Genomic DNA, 17,326 nt, shown 5'->3' on the forward strand with positions numbered 1-17,326 from the left:
AATGTTCGGATCAGATCTTTATATCTCGTTAATTTTAGGTGTTCTACTTAGTTTAATCTTTGCAGAAAAAACAGGAATCGTACCAGCTGGACTTGTTGTCCCGGGTTATCTGGCGCTCGTATTTAACCAGCCAGTCTTCATTTTAGTCGTCTTATCTGTCAGCTTGCTTACGTATGTGATCGTTCGCTTTGGCTTATCAAAATTCATGATTTTATACGGACGCAGAAAGTTTGCAGCGATGCTGATTACAGGGATTGCCTTAAAGCTGATATTTGATTTCTTCTATCCAGTGGTCCCATTTGAAATAGCAGAATTCCGCGGAATCGGAATCATCGTCCCTGGATTGATTGCAAATACGATTCAAAAGCAAGGTCTTACAATTACCCTTGGAAGCACGTTACTTCTAAGTGGTGCAACATTTGCCATCATGTATGTTTACTATCTATTTTAAGATAAGGTGTGTCCAATGATGAATAAAAAATTGAGCTTTCAGGAAAAGCTGCTGAAAATCACAAAGAATCAAAAGAAAAAGACGAATAAACACGTATTAATTGCTTTACCGATCGTCATTGCTTGTACATTTCTATTTACGTTTATCGGGAAAGCACAAGTGCCAACTGTACAAAAGAATCCAGAAAACATCCTGACCGCTTCGTTTGTCGGTGACATTATGTTTGGAAGAAACGTAGAGAAAGTAACAGACCGCTATGGAAAAGAGCATCTCTTTCGTTATGCCAAGCCATATTTTGATGTGTCAGATTATGTGACAGGTAACTTTGAGCATCCCGTCGCATCAGATAAGGAACAGGCAGCCCAAAAGAATATTCATTTAAAAACAGATGAAGATTCTGTCCAAGCGTTGAAGGATTTAAATTTCTCTGTCTTAAACTTTGCGAATAACCATGCGGCAGACTATGGTGAAAAAGGGCTGAACAACACGATCAATGCCTTTGAACAAAATGGTATGGATTATACAGGTGCAGGCCGTAACCTCCAAGATGCGAAGCAGAACATTTCGTATAAAGAAGTAAATGGTGTCAAAATTGCTACACTTGGTTTTACAGATGTGTATGGGAAAGATTTCAAAGCAACGAATCGCCAGGCGGGTATTCTGCCAGCCGATCCATCTATCTTTATTCCGATGATTTCGCAGGCTGCTGAAAAGGCAGATCTCGTCGTTGTTCATGCTCACTGGGGACAGGAGTACAACAATGAAGTAAACGACAGACAAAGAGAATTGGCAAGAGCGATGTCTAAGGCCGGAGCTGATATCATTATCGGTGCTCATCCGCACGTCCTTGAACCAATGGAAGTCTATAACGGAACAGCGATTTTCTATAGCCTAGGCAACTTTATTTTTGACCAAGGCTGGTCAAGAACACGTGATTCTGCACTTGTTCAGTATCATCTGAATGAAGATGGAAAAGCGACATTTGAAGTTGTCCCAATGTACATCAAAGAAGCAACACCTGCTCCAGTAAAAGCAGGATCTCTAGAATCAAAAGCCATTATCCGTATGCTGACCAATGGAACGAATGCAGATTGGAAAGAAAAAGACGGACACATTTTCTTTGAAGTAGATCACGCTGATAAAGTTAAAAACTTAAAAGAAAACGGAGGGAAAGAGAAGAAATGAAATTCCTAAAAGCAAGCTGGCCGTTTGTTGCGTTAATTTTAGTCTTTGTCTTTATGTCTGCTTTTAAATTTAGTGACAGTCTGACAGATCACGAAAAACAAAAGATTTCGGTTGAAATGCAGAAAATTGAACAGCAAAAGCAGTCAAAAGCGGAAGCAGGTAAATAACCTAAAAAGGATAAAGGGCACGCACATCGCGTGCTCTTTTTTTGTCGAAAAAGGGTGTAAAATGAAAGGTATCATGCCGAAACTATAGAAGATTGGAGGGAAAAGATCATGAAATGGAAAGGAATATTGATAGGAGGGTGTGCGCTTGTAGGGCTGATGTTCATGTCTCAATCAGCGGTATCTGCTCAAACACCATCTCTTTTGGAGCAAGCAGAAAAGCTGATTGGAACACCTTATCATAAAGGAGGAACCGATCCAAAAACGGGCTTTGATGCATCTGGGTTAATTCAATATGTGTACAAGACATCCGAAACATTTGATTTGCCGCGGAAGGTAATCGACCAATATCAGATTGGAAAAAAGGTATCATGGGATAAAGCGCAGCCCGGTGACCTTGTGTATTTCCGAAGCCTTGAAGAAACAAAGGATATCCCAACACATGTGGCGTTGTACGCTGGGAACAATCAGGTCATCCACATCACGCTTAGTCAAGGTGTGGTGAAAACGGATGTCAGCAAAAGCAAATATTGGACAGACCGATTTTATGCGGTCAAACGCCTGCCCGGCACGCAAGAAATTTCTGATGACCCTCTTGTGAAAGATGCGCTGACCTATTTAGGAATTCCTTATGAATTTGGAGGAGCAGATCCAAAGACTGGATTCGACTGCTCAGGATTTTTACAGTATTTATTTGAAAAATCGCTTGGGATTTATTTACCTCGAAGTGCTGAACAGCAGTGGATCGTTGGAGAAAAAGTATCATTAGACAATATCCGCCCTGGGGATTTTGTCTTTTTTAGCAACACATATAAGCCTGGAATTTCTCATGTAGGTATGTATATTGGAGGCGACCGCTTTATTCATGCGAGCCGTTCTGAAAGTGTGACAATTTCTTATTTGTCTGAATCGTATTGGCGCGAAAAATGGACAGGTGCGAAACGGTTAACAGATCTGGAGCTTGCGAAAGAGGACCCTATCGTATCAAAAGCCGCTACGTATATTGGTGAAGTCCCTTATGTCAAAGGCGGTACGAACCCAAAGGAAGGATTTGATACAGCAGGGTTCACGCAGTACGTGTATCAAAAAGTGCTTGGCATTGAGCTGCCCCGCTACGCATCAGGTCAAGTCAAAGCAGGTACACCTGTGAAACGTTCTGAGCTTCAGCCGGGAGATCTTGTCTTCTTCAGCGGAACATCATTGATGCCGGCGATATATGCAGGATCCAATCAAGTCATTCATGTGACTGTCTCAAACGGTGTTGTCTTAACCAATATGAAAACAAGTACGTACTGGAAGGACAAATATGAAACGGCTGTTAGAATCAAAAAATAAAGAAAAAGCCCGATCAATACTTGTATCGGACTTCTGGACTTCTCTCTAGGCGCTGATCAGACAAGCGTCTTTTTTTCATGGAATTGATTTTGTAAAAGAAGATCAATAAAATAAGCGACACCGTCTTCATGATTTCCTTTTGTGATGAAGGTGCTCTTTGCTTTAATGACATCAACAGCATTCCCCATTGCAATGCGGTGGCCTGCTTCTTCAAACATAGAAAGGTCGTTTGGGCTGTCACCAATTGCATAAATATGTGAGCGGTCTACACCATAATGGGCTGCGAGCTTTTTCAGGGCATGTCCTTTTCCAGACTCTTTTGGCAGCACCTCAATAATATGTTTTCCAGACGAGGTCAATGAAAGCTCAGGCATGTCTGCCAGAAGATTTCGTGCTTCGTTCAGTTTGTTCATATCAAAAGAGAAGCAGAGTAATTTATAGGTCGGTTCGTTCGACTCAAAAATCTCACGGATATCATCCACTGGTTTGATGCCAAATTGTTTAAATTGCGTCATGGCTCCTTCCCATAGATCAGCGAGATCCTCATTTGGGTTTGCGCTTTTGATCAGATCAAATTCTGCTTTCAGCTTCTCTTTTCCATCAAAAGGAGAGAGGAGAGCATCATCTGTATAGACTTCAAAGTAAATGTTTCGTTCCACTAATGCCTTTGCAGCCCGCTTGCCTGCTTCTTGATCCAGTGTGATTCGGCTGAAGAGCTCGTATCCTTCTGTATGGACAGTCCCGCCGTTTGCCGCAATAATGGGGATGTCCAAATCGCCAAGCAGCTCCTTGACATCAAAAGTTGCCCGCCCTGTACAGATCGTCACAATATATCCAGCTTCCTTCGCACGAATCAATGCCTCTCGGTTTTGAGCGGATATTTCACTTTTTGTATTTAAGAGTGTACCGTCTAAATCAATCGCAATCATTTTTTTCATCGCTGTCAAATCCTCCTTCATTCATGCAATAGCCTCTTCAAAGTATGTACGATTTTCTTCATTCTCATAAAAAAGGATGGTTGATTCCTCACTATCAAGGCTAAACAAAAATGAGTGAATGATCAAGGAAATAAGAAAAAGCGCCCCAAAGGGACGCTTTTATTTATGATAATTCAAGCTGCTTCTTCAATTCAGTTTTCACTTCGTTCAGCTGGTTTTGATCCAATTGGAAATAATAAACCCCGTTTGGCTGATAATCAGATCCTTTAAGCTGAATGGTATCAACCGATTTCAATGAAGTCAGAAGCGGGAAAAGACCGACTAACTCCTTCATAGAAAGGGTGGTTGACACATTATCACCGAGAGTATCAATGATATTGTCGTATGACGGAATAGACGTTAATGATTTTGATTTATCAAAAATGGCTTTTAATACTTCCATTTGTCGCTGTCCACGCATTAAGTCACTATCTGCTTTTCTCGTTCTCACATATGCGAGCGCTTGATCACCATCTAGTGTATGAGTTCCAGTTTGAAGCACAACCTTGCCTTTTGTATCCTTTTTAATCTGTTTCACAAGATACTCATCCTTGATGTTAATAGGAACACCGTTTAATTCGTTGACGATTTCTTTAAACGCTACGAAATTACTTTGGATGACAAAATCGACCGGAATATCTAGTAAATCTTCAACTGTGCTCACTGTTAAATCTGCACCGCCAAATGCGTGTGCGTGAGTAATTTTATCAAAACCGTGGCCTGGAATATTAACGTATGAGTCCCTAGGAATGCTTAATAATTTAACGGTTTTATTTGTGCGGTTAATGGTTGCCAAAACCATTGCGTCACTTCGTGCTTGTTTCACTGTTTCGCCCGGTCTGCTGTCAATTCCAAGCAGCAAGACAGAAAAGCTGTCTTTTCCTGGATCGAATGCTTCAATCCGTTTCACAGATTGTGCGCCGCGATCAAGAGATACTTGAGCCTTTTTGGCAGCATTTGTTATTTTATAGTAGGCATAGCCTGTGACTGAAGCAGTTGTCAGTAAAAGAATACTAATAATAAAAAGAGTGACTTTCACCCATGGTTTTAAACGCTTTTTCCCTTTGCGTTTACTTCGTGATTGATCCATATATTTTAAACCCTCGCTATGATTTTATAGTAAAGATGTCCTTCTTTCTGCTTACAAACTAAAACAAATATACCTTAAAACGGGATATAGTGCGACATTTTTTTCACTAACGCTTAATTGACGTTTTCTTCTCGTAAAAAGTTTCAAAGATACACAAATGAAATATATTTGTCATAAAACATCGAAATGTTTGAAATGACAGGAAGTGAGGAAAATGACTTTTCATAAGAGTACAGAGACAAAAGTGGGGTTATGTATATGAAAAATCGGAATGGATGGCTTTATTTCTTCGGCGCCCTTGGCGGTGCTTTATATGGCTATGATACAGGTGTCATCTCTGGCGCCATCTTATTTATGAAAGAGGATTTAGGTTTAAATGCGTTTACAGAGGGGCTTGTCGTCAGCTCGATTTTAATCGGGGCGATGCTCGGTTCCTCTCTTTCTGGAAAGCTGACAGACCAATTTGGGCGAAAAAAAGCCATCATCGCCGCAGCTATTTTGTTTATTATCGGCGGATTTGGTACAGCTCTTGCACCGAATACAGAAGTGATGGTCTTATTCCGAATTGTGCTAGGGCTCGCTGTCGGGTGCTCGACAACGATTGTTCCATTATATTTATCTGAACTTGCGCCAAAGGAATCACGAGGGGCACTGTCCTCTTTAAACCAGCTCATGATCACATTTGGTATTCTTCTTGCCTATATTGTGAACTACGCTTTAGCGGATGCAGAGGCATGGCGCTTGATGCTTGGAATTGCGGTTGTTCCTTCTGTTCTATTATTATTCGGGATTTTGTTTATGCCGGAAAGTCCCCGCTGGCTGTTTGTTCACGGACAGGCTGACCGTGCGAAGAAGATATTATCTCAACTCAGAAAAAGTCAGCAAGAAGTGGAAGAAGAAATTTCAGATATTCAAAAGGCGGAAAGTGAAGAGAAAGGCGGTTTTAAGGAATTATTTGAGCCGTGGGTACGCCCAGCATTGATTGCCGGTGTCGGCCTAGCCTTTCTGCAGCAGTTTATCGGTACAAATACGATCATTTACTATGCACCAAAAACATTCACAAGTGTTGGCTTTGGGAATTCAGCAGCGATTTTAGGAACTGTTGGAATTGGTGCAGTGAATGTCATTATGACGTTTGTTGCCATTAAAATCATTGACCGTGTAGGGCGTAAAGCGCTGCTCCTATTTGGGAATGCAGGAATGGTCCTTAGTTTAATTGTCCTGTCAGTGGTCAACCGATTTTTTGAAGGTTCAACAGCTGCAGGATGGACAACCGTTATTTGTTTAGGTCTCTTTATCGTCATCTTTGCTGTCAGCTGGGGGCCAGTTGTTTGGGTGATGCTCCCAGAGCTATTCCCAGTACATGTCAGGGGAATCGGTACAGGTGTCTCGACCTTCCTTCTTCATACAGGAAATTTAATCATCTCGCTGACATTCCCAGCTTTATTAAGCGCGATTGGTATCAGTAATCTTTTCCTCATCTATGCGGTCATTGGCGTAGGCGCCTTCTTATTTGTGAAATACTTGGTGACCGAAACGAAGGGGAAAAGTCTTGAAGAAATCGAAGAAGATTTAAAAAAGAGAAATCGTGCCGTCGCAAGTGGCGAAGGAAAAACGGTATGAACAAAGGCCAGCTGCCGTGTGCAGCTGGTTTTTCTATGTTAAACAAACGTTTAATCAAGAAAGGACATTCCCTCATCTTCTGAACGTGCTGCCTATCACATACATATGGAACAGGCGGGAGAAAGGTGGAAATGAGATGAAAGGGAAAACAAGCATTGTCATGCTGACGTACAATGAACTGCATTTGACGAAAAAATGTATCGATAGCATTAAACAGCATACGGATAGCGACCAATATGAACTCATCATTGTCGATAATGCGTCAACTGACGGCACGAAGGAATATGTAAGAGAGCTGGATGATGTGATTTTCATTGATAATGAAAAGAATGAAGGTTTTGCAAAGGGATGTAATCAAGGAGCAAAAAAAGCTTCAGGAGACAGCATTCTCTTTTTAAATAATGACACGATCTTGACGGAAAATTGGCTTCCTCCATTAAAAGAGGCGTTATTTGCATCAGAGCGGATTGGGATGGTGGGGCCCGTCTCTAATTATGTGAGCGGCCCTCAGATGGTCCAGCCATCGTATACAGATGTGAAGGAGCTCCCAGCCTTTGCTAAGAAGTATACGTCTAAGAGAAAAGGTCAGAGAACTTATGTGCACCGGCTTGTAGGGTTTTGCTTGCTTGTGAAAAGAAAGCTGATCGAGGATGTGGGATTATTTGATGAGCGGTTTGTATATGGATCATTTGAGGATGACGATCTATGTTTGCGGTCATTACTAAAAGGATATCAGCTGCAAATTGTGCATGATTCCTTTGTGCATCATCATGGTCATGCTACCTTCAATGCCAATCAAGAAACGAACATCTCTACACTGTTTACTGAGAATCGACTTCGATTTTTAGATAAGTGGGGCATAGATCTAAATTTGATCACCCCTCATCCGTACTTTGCGGAATTACTCCCTGAGGACGCTGCTCGCGTGCTGGATGTTGGGTGCGGCGCAGGGGCTACCGGGCTTGAACTAATGAATCGTCAGTCAGTACACATGTACGGGGTAGAGGTGGATACGGTAAAAGCAGCGGTCGCAAAGGCGTATTATGAAGAAATCATCGAGGCAAATGCAGATGAATACCCATGGTCAGAGAAAGAGGCCTTTTTTGATGCGGTCATTTTTTCAGATGTTTTAGAGCATGTGTCAGAACCTTGGCACATCATTGAGCAAGCCCACGCATCTTTAAAGCCAGGCGGTGTCATCATTTGCTGTTTGCCTAACATGATGCATGCAGAGGTGCTTCTTCCTTTGATGACAGGGGATTTTACGTATCAAGATGTAGGAATTTTAGACCGAACCCATATACGGTTCTTCACACCAAACACGATGCGTGCGCTTTTTCCAGACCCATTGTTTGAACGCGTGATCGAGCAGCCGATCAATGTACAGATTGATCAAAACGTCCAATTGTTTTTTGACGAGGTGGCAAGAATAGGCGCGTCACTTGGCTTTCAAACAAACGCGTTGTCTGATCAAGTGACGCTATACCAGCTTCTAATCGTTGTGCGTAAAAAAGGCGGTTCCCCATCGGGATAACCGCTTTTTGGCACTACCATTTGAAGCTTTTTGTTGCGCCTTCTGCGCCAAAGTTCAAGATGCTCACTTTGATGTCATACGTTATGTCTGCTTCTTGAAATAGTTTGTCCCATTCATCTCGATGCTGATCCCAATATTCAGGATACTTAATACGAAACTGCCGGCTTAAAAAAATAGGATCAACACCTACTTCATGTTGCATATGACTGACCGTTTTTTGTATGCGCTCTTTAATTTTACGAGAAAAAACCTTCTCAAATCGTTTGATGTACTGTTCATCGTATGAGTTTTCAGGGGGATATTGATCTTCTGACAATTTTCCATTTGTTTGTACGCTAATTTTAAAGGAAACCTTTCCATCTTTCAGATAGGGCTCGACCTTCGTTTTAGCTTTTTTTATTTCATACGTTATCGGGTAACCTTTGTAGGTGGCAGGTACAACTCCGCCTGAGATCCGATTCGTTACCCAGTTTAAATATTGGACATCCTTTGAAGAGATGAAACCGATCAACTTTCTTGTTTTTCCGTGAATGATACCTGCCCCATCATAAATAAGTTCACCGTCTACCGCATCTACACTTTGCACAAGGAAGCTAACGCCCATCTGAAAGTAATCAGACGCCCGGCCAATACGTGTTGGCAGTGCGATTTTTCCGTTAAAGCTTCGGTTTTTGGATGTTTCGAAGATATGTTCAACCGGAACCTTTTGCTGTGATTTCAATTTTTGGTTGATGACTTTTGACGCATCTCCTCGTGACACGAGGAGATAGCTGCTGCGCCGAACCTCATCATCTCGAATAAAATGATTGAGTGTTCCTTGAATATCGTGATGCTCAGCCTGGTTTTTGCCGAACAAAAAGATTTTCAGGTGATCACTATAGATCGGCGGGTCCTTTAAGGCGACATTACTGACAGCCTCTAACACATTTTTTCCCTTCGAGACGACATTCACATAGCCGGGAGAATCGGCTTCTTGTGTTCCACCCGTTTTCGGTACAAGGTTTTGGTAGGTCAGCTTAACCCCATTCTCTTCTTCCTCATCTATGCCAACACCGCGTACAAACGATAGTTTTTCAATATCCTTTAAGTCCCAGCAGCCTGCTGATAAAAGGATAAGACAGCAGGAAAAAAAGAATAACAGTATACGCCTTCTTTTCATGCAGAACGACCTCCCCATTTTTTGCGTATCATCAGCAGGATAGCAGTAATAAAAGGAATGGCTAAAACCGCGAACAATGCGTAGCCGAGTAAAGTAGAATAGTAAAAGACTTCATTAATATTTTTAGGGAAAAGTGAGAGGGCTGATGTAATCAAAAATAGCAGCCATAACAGTCTCGTTAAATTGGTTGTTTTAAAAACGGTGAAACAGCCTTTAATTGCAAACTGGAAAAAGCCCAGCATACAAATGAACTGCTGACACGTCCAGATCGTCAGTAAGAAAATATCAAATCGTTCGATAAACACCCCTTCAATTTCAAGCGCTTGAATGAGGGACACGGTTGGCCAAGTGAGAGATTTCGTTTCACCCACGGTCATGGAGCCAATCACTATAAAGAGTGTGAGGGAGTACACGAGAGACGTAATGCCAACGCCGATGGCAGCTGCCCATTTTGCCTTCGACCATTTGTCTTTATAAATGAGTGGCACGACAAACAAAATCACTTCAAAGCCTGTAAATTGAATAAAGGTTTGAGAGAACAGCTTACTAAAATCTTTAAAACCATGCGCCATCACAGGACGCAAATAATCAAAATCAAATATTTTCAAACAAAACAGCATGAGCGCTATGTAAATGACCATGGTGATCGGATAAATATAGGTCACCATTTTGACAACTGGAAAGATACCGCTTTTCAAATGATAGATCGCCACAAGTAGAAAAATCATTACAATCACTGCCATGGGAGTCGATTGCAGGAGGAAAAACTGGACCACTTCGCCGAGAACACGTGCCTCAAAGCCGACAATGCCTAGTAAATAGGCGACCAGCATTAAATTAAAGATCGTCCCGAAGAATGCCCCTGCTCCTTTTGTATTTGACTCAAAAATGGTGTCTGGTGCATTTTTTTCGGCAATCCACCCCAACAAAAAAGCAACGAAAGCAAAGATGACGCCCTGTATTAATACAATGATCCAGCCATCAGGGTATCCTGAATTGGCAGAACTGCGTGGAATGGTTAAAATTCCAGCGCCTATCATTGTAGAGCTGCAGAGGATGGTGACTTGTAACAATGATAGCCTTTCAGGTCTGTACATCGTTTAATCTCCTTGTCTTTTGAGATTTTTTATTTTTGCTGTTTTTGGTCTGGATTTAAATAGCCCGATTGGTAAACGAACGTACGTATCCTTTAGATCTGAAAACGGTGAAGACAACACTGGTGTGAAATAGTCAAAACCAAATGTCTTTAATTGCATCAAGTGACAAAGCACAAATAAATAACACATGATTAAGCCGTATAATCCAAACAATGCTGAACTAAATATCGCCATAAACCGCAAAATACGCAGTGGGAAACTAAAGTCATATGACGGTGCCGTGAAGTCAGCCAATGCAGTCAGTGACACAATAATCACCATTAAGGCACTGACGATATTAGCTTGGACAGCTGCCTGACCAATAATTACGCCGCCAATGAGCCCAATTGTCTGTCCGATGGCTCTTGGAAGCCGTAGTCCAGCTTCACGCAGCAGCTCTATCGTAAAAGACATGAGAATGGCTTCGACAACAGGAGGGAAGGGAACATTCTGCCTGCTGCCTGCGATGGTGAGTGCCATTCTTGTCGGTAATAAACCGGGATGATAAGAGACAAGTGCAATGTAAAGCCCGGGTAAAAAAATCGTGAGGAGCACGGCAATATAACGAAGTAAACGCAAAAGAGTCGCGCTTGTCCACCTCTGATAATAATCTTCCGGAGATTGCATTAAAGCTGTAAGTGTCATAGGTAAAATAAGGGCAAAAGGAGTCCCATCGAGCAAAATGGAGACTTTTCCTTCAAGCACAGATGCAATCACCCGGTCAGGACGTTCTGTGTTTTGAATTTGTGGAAAAATGGAGATGTGACTGTCCTCAATCAACTGTTCAATATAGCCGGTTTCAGGGATGTCATCCATTTTGATTTCGGTCATGCGTGATAGAACATCTTCTACTAGTTTAGGATCAGCAATATCGCGAACATACACAAGAGCAGCGGATTTTTTATTGCGAGTACCGATACTCACCTTTTGAATCACAAGATTTGGGTCGTTTGCCCGTTCACGGAGTAAAGCCGTGTTTTTTTCAAGATTCTCAATAAATCCGATCCGTGGTCCTCTCACTAGAACTTCAGATTGCGGCTCTTCTACTTCCCTAAATTGAAAAAGATTTGTATGGAGCGCAAGCGCTTGAGCCGCTCCATCTACAAATAAAATAGCCTTGCCGCTATATAACTGCTCGATGGCAAGGTTCATATCATCCAGCACATCATTTTGAATGCCAAAGAACGTTTTTGAAAGGGAGGAAAGTGTAGTAGAACCAACCTCAGTGATGTCGAGTTCCTTTTGCATTGGTGAAATGATTTGCTTAGAAAGCATCTCAAATTCTGTGAGTCCTTCAACGTACACGAGACATGCAGAAATAGTGGAAGGACCAAATGAAAAAGAGTGGAACACGATATCATCACTTCTTCCGGCAAAGCTTTTGACACGCTTAATGACGGACGCTATATCTTGTTCAATACGACTTTTCATAATACCTCACCCTCATCACATGTTTTTTATAGAGTGACTCGGAAGGTGGAGAATTATACAAATAGAAAAAAGAGAATCCTGGATAGGAATTCTCTCGTTTGTTTATCTTGCAAGCCATCCGCCATCAACAGCTAAAATGTGGCCGTTCATATAATCAGAAGCTGGTGAGCTAAGGAAAACAGCAGCACCGGCTAGATCCTCAGGCTTTCCCCAGCGCCCGGCGGGAATTCGTTTCAGAATCTCTTCATTTCGATTTTCATCGTCACGAATGGCTTGTGTGTTATTAGTCGCAATATACCCAGGCGCAATCGCATTCACTTGAATATGCTGGCTTGCCCATTCGTTGGCAAAAGCTTTCGTCAGCCCAGCGACAGCATGCTTACTTGCTGTATAAGCAGGGACAAAGACGCCGCCTTGAAACGATAGAAGGGAGGCGATATTAACGATTTTCCCTTGCCCATTTTTCAGCATCTGCTGTCCAACCTTTTGCGTGAGGAAAAAGAGACTGTTGATATTCACATCCATGACCGTATGCCAATCTTCCTCTGAATAGTGAGCCGCCTGCTCTCTTTTAATGGTTCCAGCATTATTGATTAAAATATCAATCGTATGCTTCTTTAATATGGCATCGACAGCCTGCTTTGCAGACTGAGGATTAGAAAAATCAACCTGAACCGCATGAAATGATCGGCCTGCCTGTTCGACTAGCGCCTTTGTTTCTTCAAGCGGTGTGTGATGGTACGTACCGATGATATCTGCACCTGATTTGGCAAGCGCCACGGCAATGCCTTGCCCAATACCGGTTCCGGGGCCTGTCACAAGGGCTGTTTTTCCTTCAAGGGAAAAGAGGGACGCTGCATATGAAGTTGTCATCATCCTCGTTACCTCAGCTGATCCATTGGGACAAAGTCCATATCTTTGAACGTATAGTTTTCGCCCGCCATTGCCCAAATAAATGAATAATTCGCTGTTCCTGAGCCTGAATGAATGGACCAGGCAGGTGAAATGACTGCTTCCTCATTTGCCACCACAAGATGTCTCGTTTCAGATGGCTCCCCCATAAAATGAAAGACCCGTGCATCCTCTTCGATATCAAGATATAAGTACACTTCCATCCGGCGATCATGAATATGAGCAGGCATCGTATTCCATGTGTTATTGGTTTCAAGCTGAGTGATGCCCATCATGAGCTGACAGCTTTGGATGCCGTCTGCATGGATGACTTGATACAGGTTTCGTACGTTGGAAGCAGCTGCTTCCCCTAAGTGGTTTGGTGTTAATTCAGCGATGGCTGCTTTTTGCGTAGGGTACGCCCTGTGAGCCGTGGCTGATACTAAATAGAACTTGGCCTGCTCGCCTGATGAACTAGTAAACTGTACATCTTCGTGACCAAGGCCAATATATAAGAAATCTTTATGCTCCAGCACAAAGGCCTCACCATCAACAGTGACCGTTCCTTGGCCGCCGACATTCACAATCCCGATTTCTCGTCTTTCAAGAAAATACTCCGTCCGTAAAAAGTCTCCGGCATCTAGTGTGATCGGCTCAGCTGCCGGCATCGCTCCGCCAATCACCACGCGGTCCTCATGCGAGTAATAGAGCTTTAATTCACCACTGACAAACAGCGTAGGAATATGAAAATGACGACGAAGTTCCTCTGTTGTAAAACGTTTGACCTGCTCAGGATGTACAGCATAACGATTTTCCATTTGGATAAGCCTCCCTTTCCATCTGAAACAAATATTGATATTTTATTTGGTATCGGTTTCAAGGAAAATTTTAGAGGAAAAAGAGAGCGCCGTCAACTGTTATTTTGAAATCGCTTTCTTTTACTCTGATTAGACAAATTCTTTCTATCATCATGCAAAAAAACCTTCTGAAATGCGTTCAATTATGATATGCTCTTTTTAAGTTTATTTGAAATCGGTTTCGAACCAAATGAGAAGATCAATTGTGGGAGTTTTTTTGAATGAAAGAGAAAAAGCAAACGAAAGTCACCATAAATGAAGTTGCAGCATATGCAGGGGTCTCAAAATCAACTGTATCCAGATATATCAATGGCAGAACAAATGAAATTTCTTCAGAAAAGGTAAAAAAAATCAAGAAAGCCATTGAAGAACTCCATTATCGTCCGAGTCAGCTTGCTCAAGGATTGAAGGTCAGAAAAAGCAAGGTCATTGGGTTTATTGTAGCCGACATTACGAATCCATTCTCTGTGGCAACACTTCGCGGGGTCGAAGAGATTTGTGATGAAAATGGATACAGCATCATGGTGTGCAACACAGATAATCGTCCAGAAAAAGAACGGGAAATGCTCCTAAAGCTGAATGCACATTATATTGAAGGGCTCATCATCAATACGACAGGACAGAACAATGACATTCTGGAGGATTTTAAGAAAAACGGTGTACCGATTGTTCTTGTGGACCGGAAGCTGCCTGAACTGAAAGTAGACACAGTGACCACGAACAACCGTGATATCACCATCCGGCTGCTTCAACAAATGTATGAGAAAGGCTATGATCACATCGCTTTCTTTACTGAGCCTGTCGATGGAATCAGCCCTCGTGAAGAACGAAAGGAAGCATATGAACAGACAGCTTTGAGTAAACATAAGAAGCCGATCATTGCAGAAATTGATTTAAAGCAAAAGGAACAAATGCGTGAAGAGATTGTCCGTTTTTTACAATCAAACGAACAGAAAAAAGCGATTTTAGCCGGTAATGGATTACTCATGCTGAAGCTGATTAGTGAACTTGTAGAGCTTGGGGTGAAGATACCTAAAGAGATAGGCATTGCAGGGTTTGATGATACAGAATGGTATAAGCTGATTGGACCTGGAATCACAACGGTTGCCCAGCCATCTCATGAAATGGGGAAAGCAGCCATGCAAAAAATCAAGACGCGGCTAGAAGGGGATGAAAGTGCGCCCCAAACGATTCAGCTTGATGGAGAAATCATTATGAGGAAATCTTTATAAATGATAGGCAGAGAAGAGTATACATACGTGCATGCTCTCTCTTTTTCAACCAATTTGAAACCGGTACCAAGAAAGGGGAGAAATGAGTGAAAGCGTTGGATGCGGTCACATTTGGGGAATCAATGGCGATGTTTTATGCAAAAGAAGTTGGAGAGCTTCATCAAGTGCATACATTCCAAAAGGCACTTGCTGGTGCAGAGAGTAACGTGGCTGTCGGCTTGGCGAGGCTGGGCTTTCATGTGGGCTGGGTGAGCAAAGTCGGAGCAGATTCACTTGGCACATTTATTTTAGAAGAGCTTCAAAAAGAGGGTGTCGATACAAGTGCAGTGCTCCGTTCAAATGATGGGTCTCAAACGGGAATCTTACTTAAATCTAAAGTGACGGAAGGAGACCCTGACGTCACGTATTATCGGAAAGGCTCTGCTGCGAGCACAATGAGTCCAAGCGACTTTCCCGCCGCTTATTTCAAACAGGCAGGCCACCTTCATATGACTGGTATTCCGCCTGCCTTATCTAGTGAAATGAGAGCGTTTTCTTTTCATGCCCTTCAAGAAATGAAGGAAGCGGGCAAAACCATTTCATTTGATCCAAACCTAAGGCTTCAGCTATGGAAAGAGGAGAAAGATATGATTCAGACGGTGAATCATATCGCCTCACAATCGGATTGGTTTTTTCCAGGGCTTGCAGAAGGGCAAAGGCTCACAGGTTATCACGAGCCAGAAGAGATTGCAGATGTTTATTTGCAAAAAGGTGTCAAGCTAGTGGTCATTAAGCTAGGGGCAGAAGGTGCCTTTTATAAAAGTGCAGCCGGTCAGGGAATTGTGAATGGGTTTTATGTGCAGGATGTCGTAGACACAGTTGGAGCTGGTGATGGATTTGCAGTGGGGGTCATCAGCGGCTTGCTTGACGGCTTATCACATGAAAAATCCGTGACAAGAGGCAATGCGGTCGGGGCACTTGCAGTGATGTCACCTGGCGATAAGGACGGACTGCCAACCCGGAAGGAGCTTCAGGCTTTTATGAAAGAAGCCAAGCGATATCAAAGGCGGGAGTACATGAAAGGGGATGAGAGATATGGGAAAGTCAGCAAGTTTGAGCGTTAAAAAGCAGCTCGCGTCTTGTAAATTGATCGCAGTTGTGAGAGCGGGTAGTGAAGCAGAAGGTATTGAAATGATTGAGCGTTTAAAGAAAAAAGGAGTTCGTGCCATTGAAGTGACGTATACCACGCCAAATGCTGAACGCATCATCGCATCCTTTCAGGAGGAGCAGGACCTCATAGTAGGAGCGGGAACAATTACGACGCTGGAGCAGGCGCAATCAGCCATTGAGGCAGGTTCGCAGTTTATCGTTAGTCCAGGATACCTTCCTATGATTGGAGAACATCTTTCATTTTACGACACACTCTATGTACCAGGGGTTCTCACCCCGAGTGAAATCATGCAGGCAAAAGCAGATGGCTATTGCTTGCTCAAGCTTTTTCCGAGCGGCTCTTTCGGTTTATCCTATATGAAAAACTTACAAGGTCCATTTCCAGAGATTGAATTTATTCCTACGGGCGGCATTCATCCAGCTGATGTTCCAAAGTGGCTCAAAGCAGGCGCGGTGGCTGTTGGTATCGGAAGTCAGCTTGAAAGCAGTACAGCAGAGGAATTACAAGCCGTTCTTTCTTCATAAATACTTGTCAAACGAACAAACAACTGGCTCGTTGATGCCGGTTGTTTGTTCGTTTATCTGACATAACAGCAGATGAAATTTCAACTCTTCACGTACAATGATCGTGAAGGAGTGATGGAAATGTACATTCTACAAGATGAACTCACGGATGGACGAATTGACCAGCTGATTACCGCACATATAGAAGAGATGAAGGAGCATTCGCCGCCAGAAAGCATTCATGCCCTTCCATTAACTGATTTAAAAAAGCAAGATGTCACCGTGTGGAGTGTGCGAGATGGAGAGGAGCTTCTTGGCTGCGGAGCGTTAAAGCAACTGTCAAGTGAACATGGGGAAATCAAATCGATGAGAACCGTAGCCCTCCATATGCGAAAAGGTGTAGCGAGATATATGCTGAATCATCTTCTCCAAGAGGCAAAACGGCGCGGCTACACACGTGTCAGCTTAGAGACAGGCGCAATGGCTTTCTTTGAACCAGCAAGAAAACTATATGAGAGCGCTGGGTTTCAGTATTGTCCGCCTTTTGGTACATATCAAGAAGATCCAAACAGTTTATTTATGACAAAGGAATTATAGAGGTCGAGAGA

The 17,326-nt window shown here is 42.7% G+C and carries 17 protein-coding genes; 10 read left to right on the plus strand and 7 right to left on the minus strand.

Translation table 11 applies throughout. The features are described 5' to 3' along the window. Position 1: 1 nt before the first annotated feature. From pgsC to JJ692_RS04515, 4 genes are all read left to right on the plus strand, one after another. Positions 2 to 451 carry a poly-gamma-glutamate biosynthesis protein PgsC gene (gene pgsC, locus JJ692_RS04500; RefSeq protein ID WP_007497520.1) on the plus strand — a complete coding sequence of 150 codons (450 nt, stop codon included), beginning with the start codon at positions 2 to 4 and terminating at the stop codon, positions 449 to 451. Positions 452 to 469: 18 nt separating this feature from the next. Next, positions 470 to 1,636 carry a CapA family protein gene (locus JJ692_RS04505; protein ID WP_024423669.1) on the plus strand — a complete coding sequence of 389 codons (1,167 nt, stop codon included), beginning with the start codon at positions 470 to 472 and terminating at the stop codon, positions 1,634 to 1,636. Beyond that, complete coding sequence (gene edmS, locus JJ692_RS04510) at positions 1,633 to 1,803, plus strand: extrachromosomal elements maintenance protein EdmS (RefSeq protein ID WP_087976066.1); 171 nt, start codon at positions 1,633 to 1,635, stop codon at positions 1,801 to 1,803. The genes JJ692_RS04505 and edmS overlap by 4 nt, the downstream gene beginning before the upstream one ends. A gap of 108 nt (positions 1,804 to 1,911) precedes the next feature. After that, positions 1,912 to 3,135, plus strand: coding sequence for a C40 family peptidase (locus tag JJ692_RS04515; RefSeq protein ID WP_206534264.1), 1,224 nt, complete (start codon positions 1,912 to 1,914; stop codon positions 3,133 to 3,135). Positions 3,136 to 3,191: 56 nt separating this feature from the next. Here JJ692_RS04515 and JJ692_RS04520 read toward each other — a convergent pair whose 3' ends face one another. Further along, positions 3,192 to 4,073 carry a Cof-type HAD-IIB family hydrolase gene (locus tag JJ692_RS04520; protein ID WP_206534265.1) on the minus strand — a complete coding sequence of 294 codons (882 nt, stop codon included), beginning with the start codon at positions 4,071 to 4,073 and terminating at the stop codon, positions 3,192 to 3,194. 163 nt (positions 4,074 to 4,236) lie between these two features. Beyond that, positions 4,237 to 5,202 carry an LCP family protein gene (locus tag JJ692_RS04525; protein WP_025093927.1) on the minus strand — a complete coding sequence of 322 codons (966 nt, stop codon included), beginning with the start codon at positions 5,200 to 5,202 and terminating at the stop codon, positions 4,237 to 4,239. A 258-nt stretch (positions 5,203 to 5,460) separates the two neighbouring features. Here JJ692_RS04525 and JJ692_RS04530 point away from each other — a divergent pair, with 258 nt between their 5' ends. Continuing rightward, the gene (locus JJ692_RS04530; protein WP_103131702.1) at positions 5,461 to 6,825 is read left to right on the plus strand and encodes a sugar porter family MFS transporter; all 1,365 of its coding nucleotides are present in this window, start codon (positions 5,461 to 5,463) and stop codon (positions 6,823 to 6,825) included. A 136-nt stretch (positions 6,826 to 6,961) separates the two neighbouring features. After that, on the plus strand, positions 6,962 to 8,359 hold the full coding sequence (locus JJ692_RS04535; RefSeq protein WP_206534266.1) for a bifunctional glycosyltransferase family 2 protein/class I SAM-dependent methyltransferase: 1,398 nt from the start codon (positions 6,962 to 6,964) through the stop codon (positions 8,357 to 8,359). 13 nt (positions 8,360 to 8,372) lie between these two features. Here the strand turns inward: JJ692_RS04535 and JJ692_RS04540 are convergent, their stop codons facing one another. The 5 genes from JJ692_RS04540 to kduI all read right to left on the minus strand — a co-directional run bounded on the left by JJ692_RS04540 (position 8,373) and on the right by kduI (position 13,794). After that, positions 8,373 to 9,518, minus strand: coding sequence for a Ger(x)C family spore germination protein (locus JJ692_RS04540; RefSeq protein ID WP_133744485.1), 1,146 nt, complete (start codon positions 9,516 to 9,518; stop codon positions 8,373 to 8,375). Beyond that, positions 9,515 to 10,615: a GerAB/ArcD/ProY family transporter gene (locus JJ692_RS04545; RefSeq protein ID WP_024426294.1), complete on the minus strand. Its 1,101-nt coding sequence runs from the start codon at positions 10,613 to 10,615 to the stop codon at positions 9,515 to 9,517. The genes JJ692_RS04540 and JJ692_RS04545 overlap by 4 nt, the downstream gene beginning before the upstream one ends. A 3-nt stretch (positions 10,616 to 10,618) precedes the next feature. Continuing rightward, complete coding sequence (locus JJ692_RS04550) at positions 10,619 to 12,085, minus strand: spore germination protein (protein WP_024423661.1); 1,467 nt, start codon at positions 12,083 to 12,085, stop codon at positions 10,619 to 10,621. A gap of 102 nt (positions 12,086 to 12,187) precedes the next feature. Then, positions 12,188 to 12,961 carry a 2-dehydro-3-deoxy-D-gluconate 5-dehydrogenase KduD gene (gene kduD / locus JJ692_RS04555; protein ID WP_024426292.1) on the minus strand — a complete coding sequence of 258 codons (774 nt, stop codon included), beginning with the start codon at positions 12,959 to 12,961 and terminating at the stop codon, positions 12,188 to 12,190. 5 nt (positions 12,962 to 12,966) lie between these two features. Then, positions 12,967 to 13,794, minus strand: coding sequence for a 5-dehydro-4-deoxy-D-glucuronate isomerase (kduI, locus tag JJ692_RS04560; RefSeq protein WP_024423659.1), 828 nt, complete (start codon positions 13,792 to 13,794; stop codon positions 12,967 to 12,969). 260 nt (positions 13,795 to 14,054) lie between these two features. Between kduI and JJ692_RS04565 the strand changes: the two genes are divergently transcribed. The 4 genes from JJ692_RS04565 (at position 14,055) to JJ692_RS04580 (ending at position 17,315) form a co-directional block, all read left to right on the plus strand. Then, positions 14,055 to 15,065 (plus strand): LacI family DNA-binding transcriptional regulator, encoded by a 1,011-nt coding sequence (locus JJ692_RS04565; RefSeq protein ID WP_206534267.1) that lies wholly within the window; start codon positions 14,055 to 14,057, stop codon positions 15,063 to 15,065. 86 nt (positions 15,066 to 15,151) lie between these two features. Next, positions 15,152 to 16,168, plus strand: a complete 1,017-nt coding sequence (locus tag JJ692_RS04570) for a sugar kinase (RefSeq protein WP_103131699.1) — start codon at positions 15,152 to 15,154, stop codon at positions 16,166 to 16,168. Then, on the plus strand, positions 16,140 to 16,739 hold the full coding sequence (locus JJ692_RS04575) for a bifunctional 4-hydroxy-2-oxoglutarate aldolase/2-dehydro-3-deoxy-phosphogluconate aldolase (protein WP_133744488.1): 600 nt from the start codon (positions 16,140 to 16,142) through the stop codon (positions 16,737 to 16,739). Before JJ692_RS04570 ends, JJ692_RS04575 begins: the two co-directional genes overlap by 29 nt. 120 nt (positions 16,740 to 16,859) lie before the next feature. Beyond that, positions 16,860 to 17,315 carry a GNAT family N-acetyltransferase gene (locus JJ692_RS04580; RefSeq protein WP_151862832.1) on the plus strand — a complete coding sequence of 152 codons (456 nt, stop codon included), beginning with the start codon at positions 16,860 to 16,862 and terminating at the stop codon, positions 17,313 to 17,315. Positions 17,316 to 17,326: the final 11 nt, after the last annotated feature.

Source organism: Bacillus sp. 3a, assembly GCF_017161885.1.
Lineage (GTDB): Bacteria > Bacillota > Bacilli > Bacillales > Bacillaceae > Bacillus > Bacillus safensis.

Coding starts and splice junctions, on each gene's coding strand:
- pgsC (WP_007497520.1), top strand. CDS start 2: ATGTTCGGATCAGATCTTTATATCTCGTTAATTTTAGGTGTTCTACTT.
- JJ692_RS04580 (WP_151862832.1), top strand. CDS start 16,860: ATGTACATTCTACAAGATGAACTCACGGATGGACGAATTGACCAGCTG.
- JJ692_RS04550 (WP_024423661.1), bottom strand. CDS start 12,085: ATGAAAAGTCGTATTGAACAAGATATAGCGTCCGTCATTAAGCGTGTC.
- kduD (WP_024426292.1), bottom strand. CDS start 12,961: ATGATGACAACTTCATATGCAGCGTCCCTCTTTTCCCTTGAAGGAAAA.
- JJ692_RS04545 (WP_024426294.1), bottom strand. CDS start 10,615: ATGTACAGACCTGAAAGGCTATCATTGTTACAAGTCACCATCCTCTGC.
- JJ692_RS04540 (WP_133744485.1), bottom strand. CDS start 9,518: ATGAAAAGAAGGCGTATACTGTTATTCTTTTTTTCCTGCTGTCTTATC.
- JJ692_RS04505 (WP_024423669.1), top strand. CDS start 470: ATGAATAAAAAATTGAGCTTTCAGGAAAAGCTGCTGAAAATCACAAAG.
- JJ692_RS04575 (WP_133744488.1), top strand. CDS start 16,140: ATGGGAAAGTCAGCAAGTTTGAGCGTTAAAAAGCAGCTCGCGTCTTGT.
- JJ692_RS04525 (WP_025093927.1), bottom strand. CDS start 5,202: ATGGATCAATCACGAAGTAAACGCAAAGGGAAAAAGCGTTTAAAACCA.
- JJ692_RS04530 (WP_103131702.1), top strand. CDS start 5,461: ATGAAAAATCGGAATGGATGGCTTTATTTCTTCGGCGCCCTTGGCGGT.
- edmS (WP_087976066.1), top strand. CDS start 1,633: ATGAAATTCCTAAAAGCAAGCTGGCCGTTTGTTGCGTTAATTTTAGTC.
- JJ692_RS04535 (WP_206534266.1), top strand. CDS start 6,962: ATGAAAGGGAAAACAAGCATTGTCATGCTGACGTACAATGAACTGCAT.
- JJ692_RS04515 (WP_206534264.1), top strand. CDS start 1,912: ATGAAATGGAAAGGAATATTGATAGGAGGGTGTGCGCTTGTAGGGCTG.
- JJ692_RS04520 (WP_206534265.1), bottom strand. CDS start 4,073: ATGAAAAAAATGATTGCGATTGATTTAGACGGTACACTCTTAAATACA.
- JJ692_RS04565 (WP_206534267.1), top strand. CDS start 14,055: ATGAAAGAGAAAAAGCAAACGAAAGTCACCATAAATGAAGTTGCAGCA.
- kduI (WP_024423659.1), bottom strand. CDS start 13,794: ATGGAAAATCGTTATGCTGTACATCCTGAGCAGGTCAAACGTTTTACA.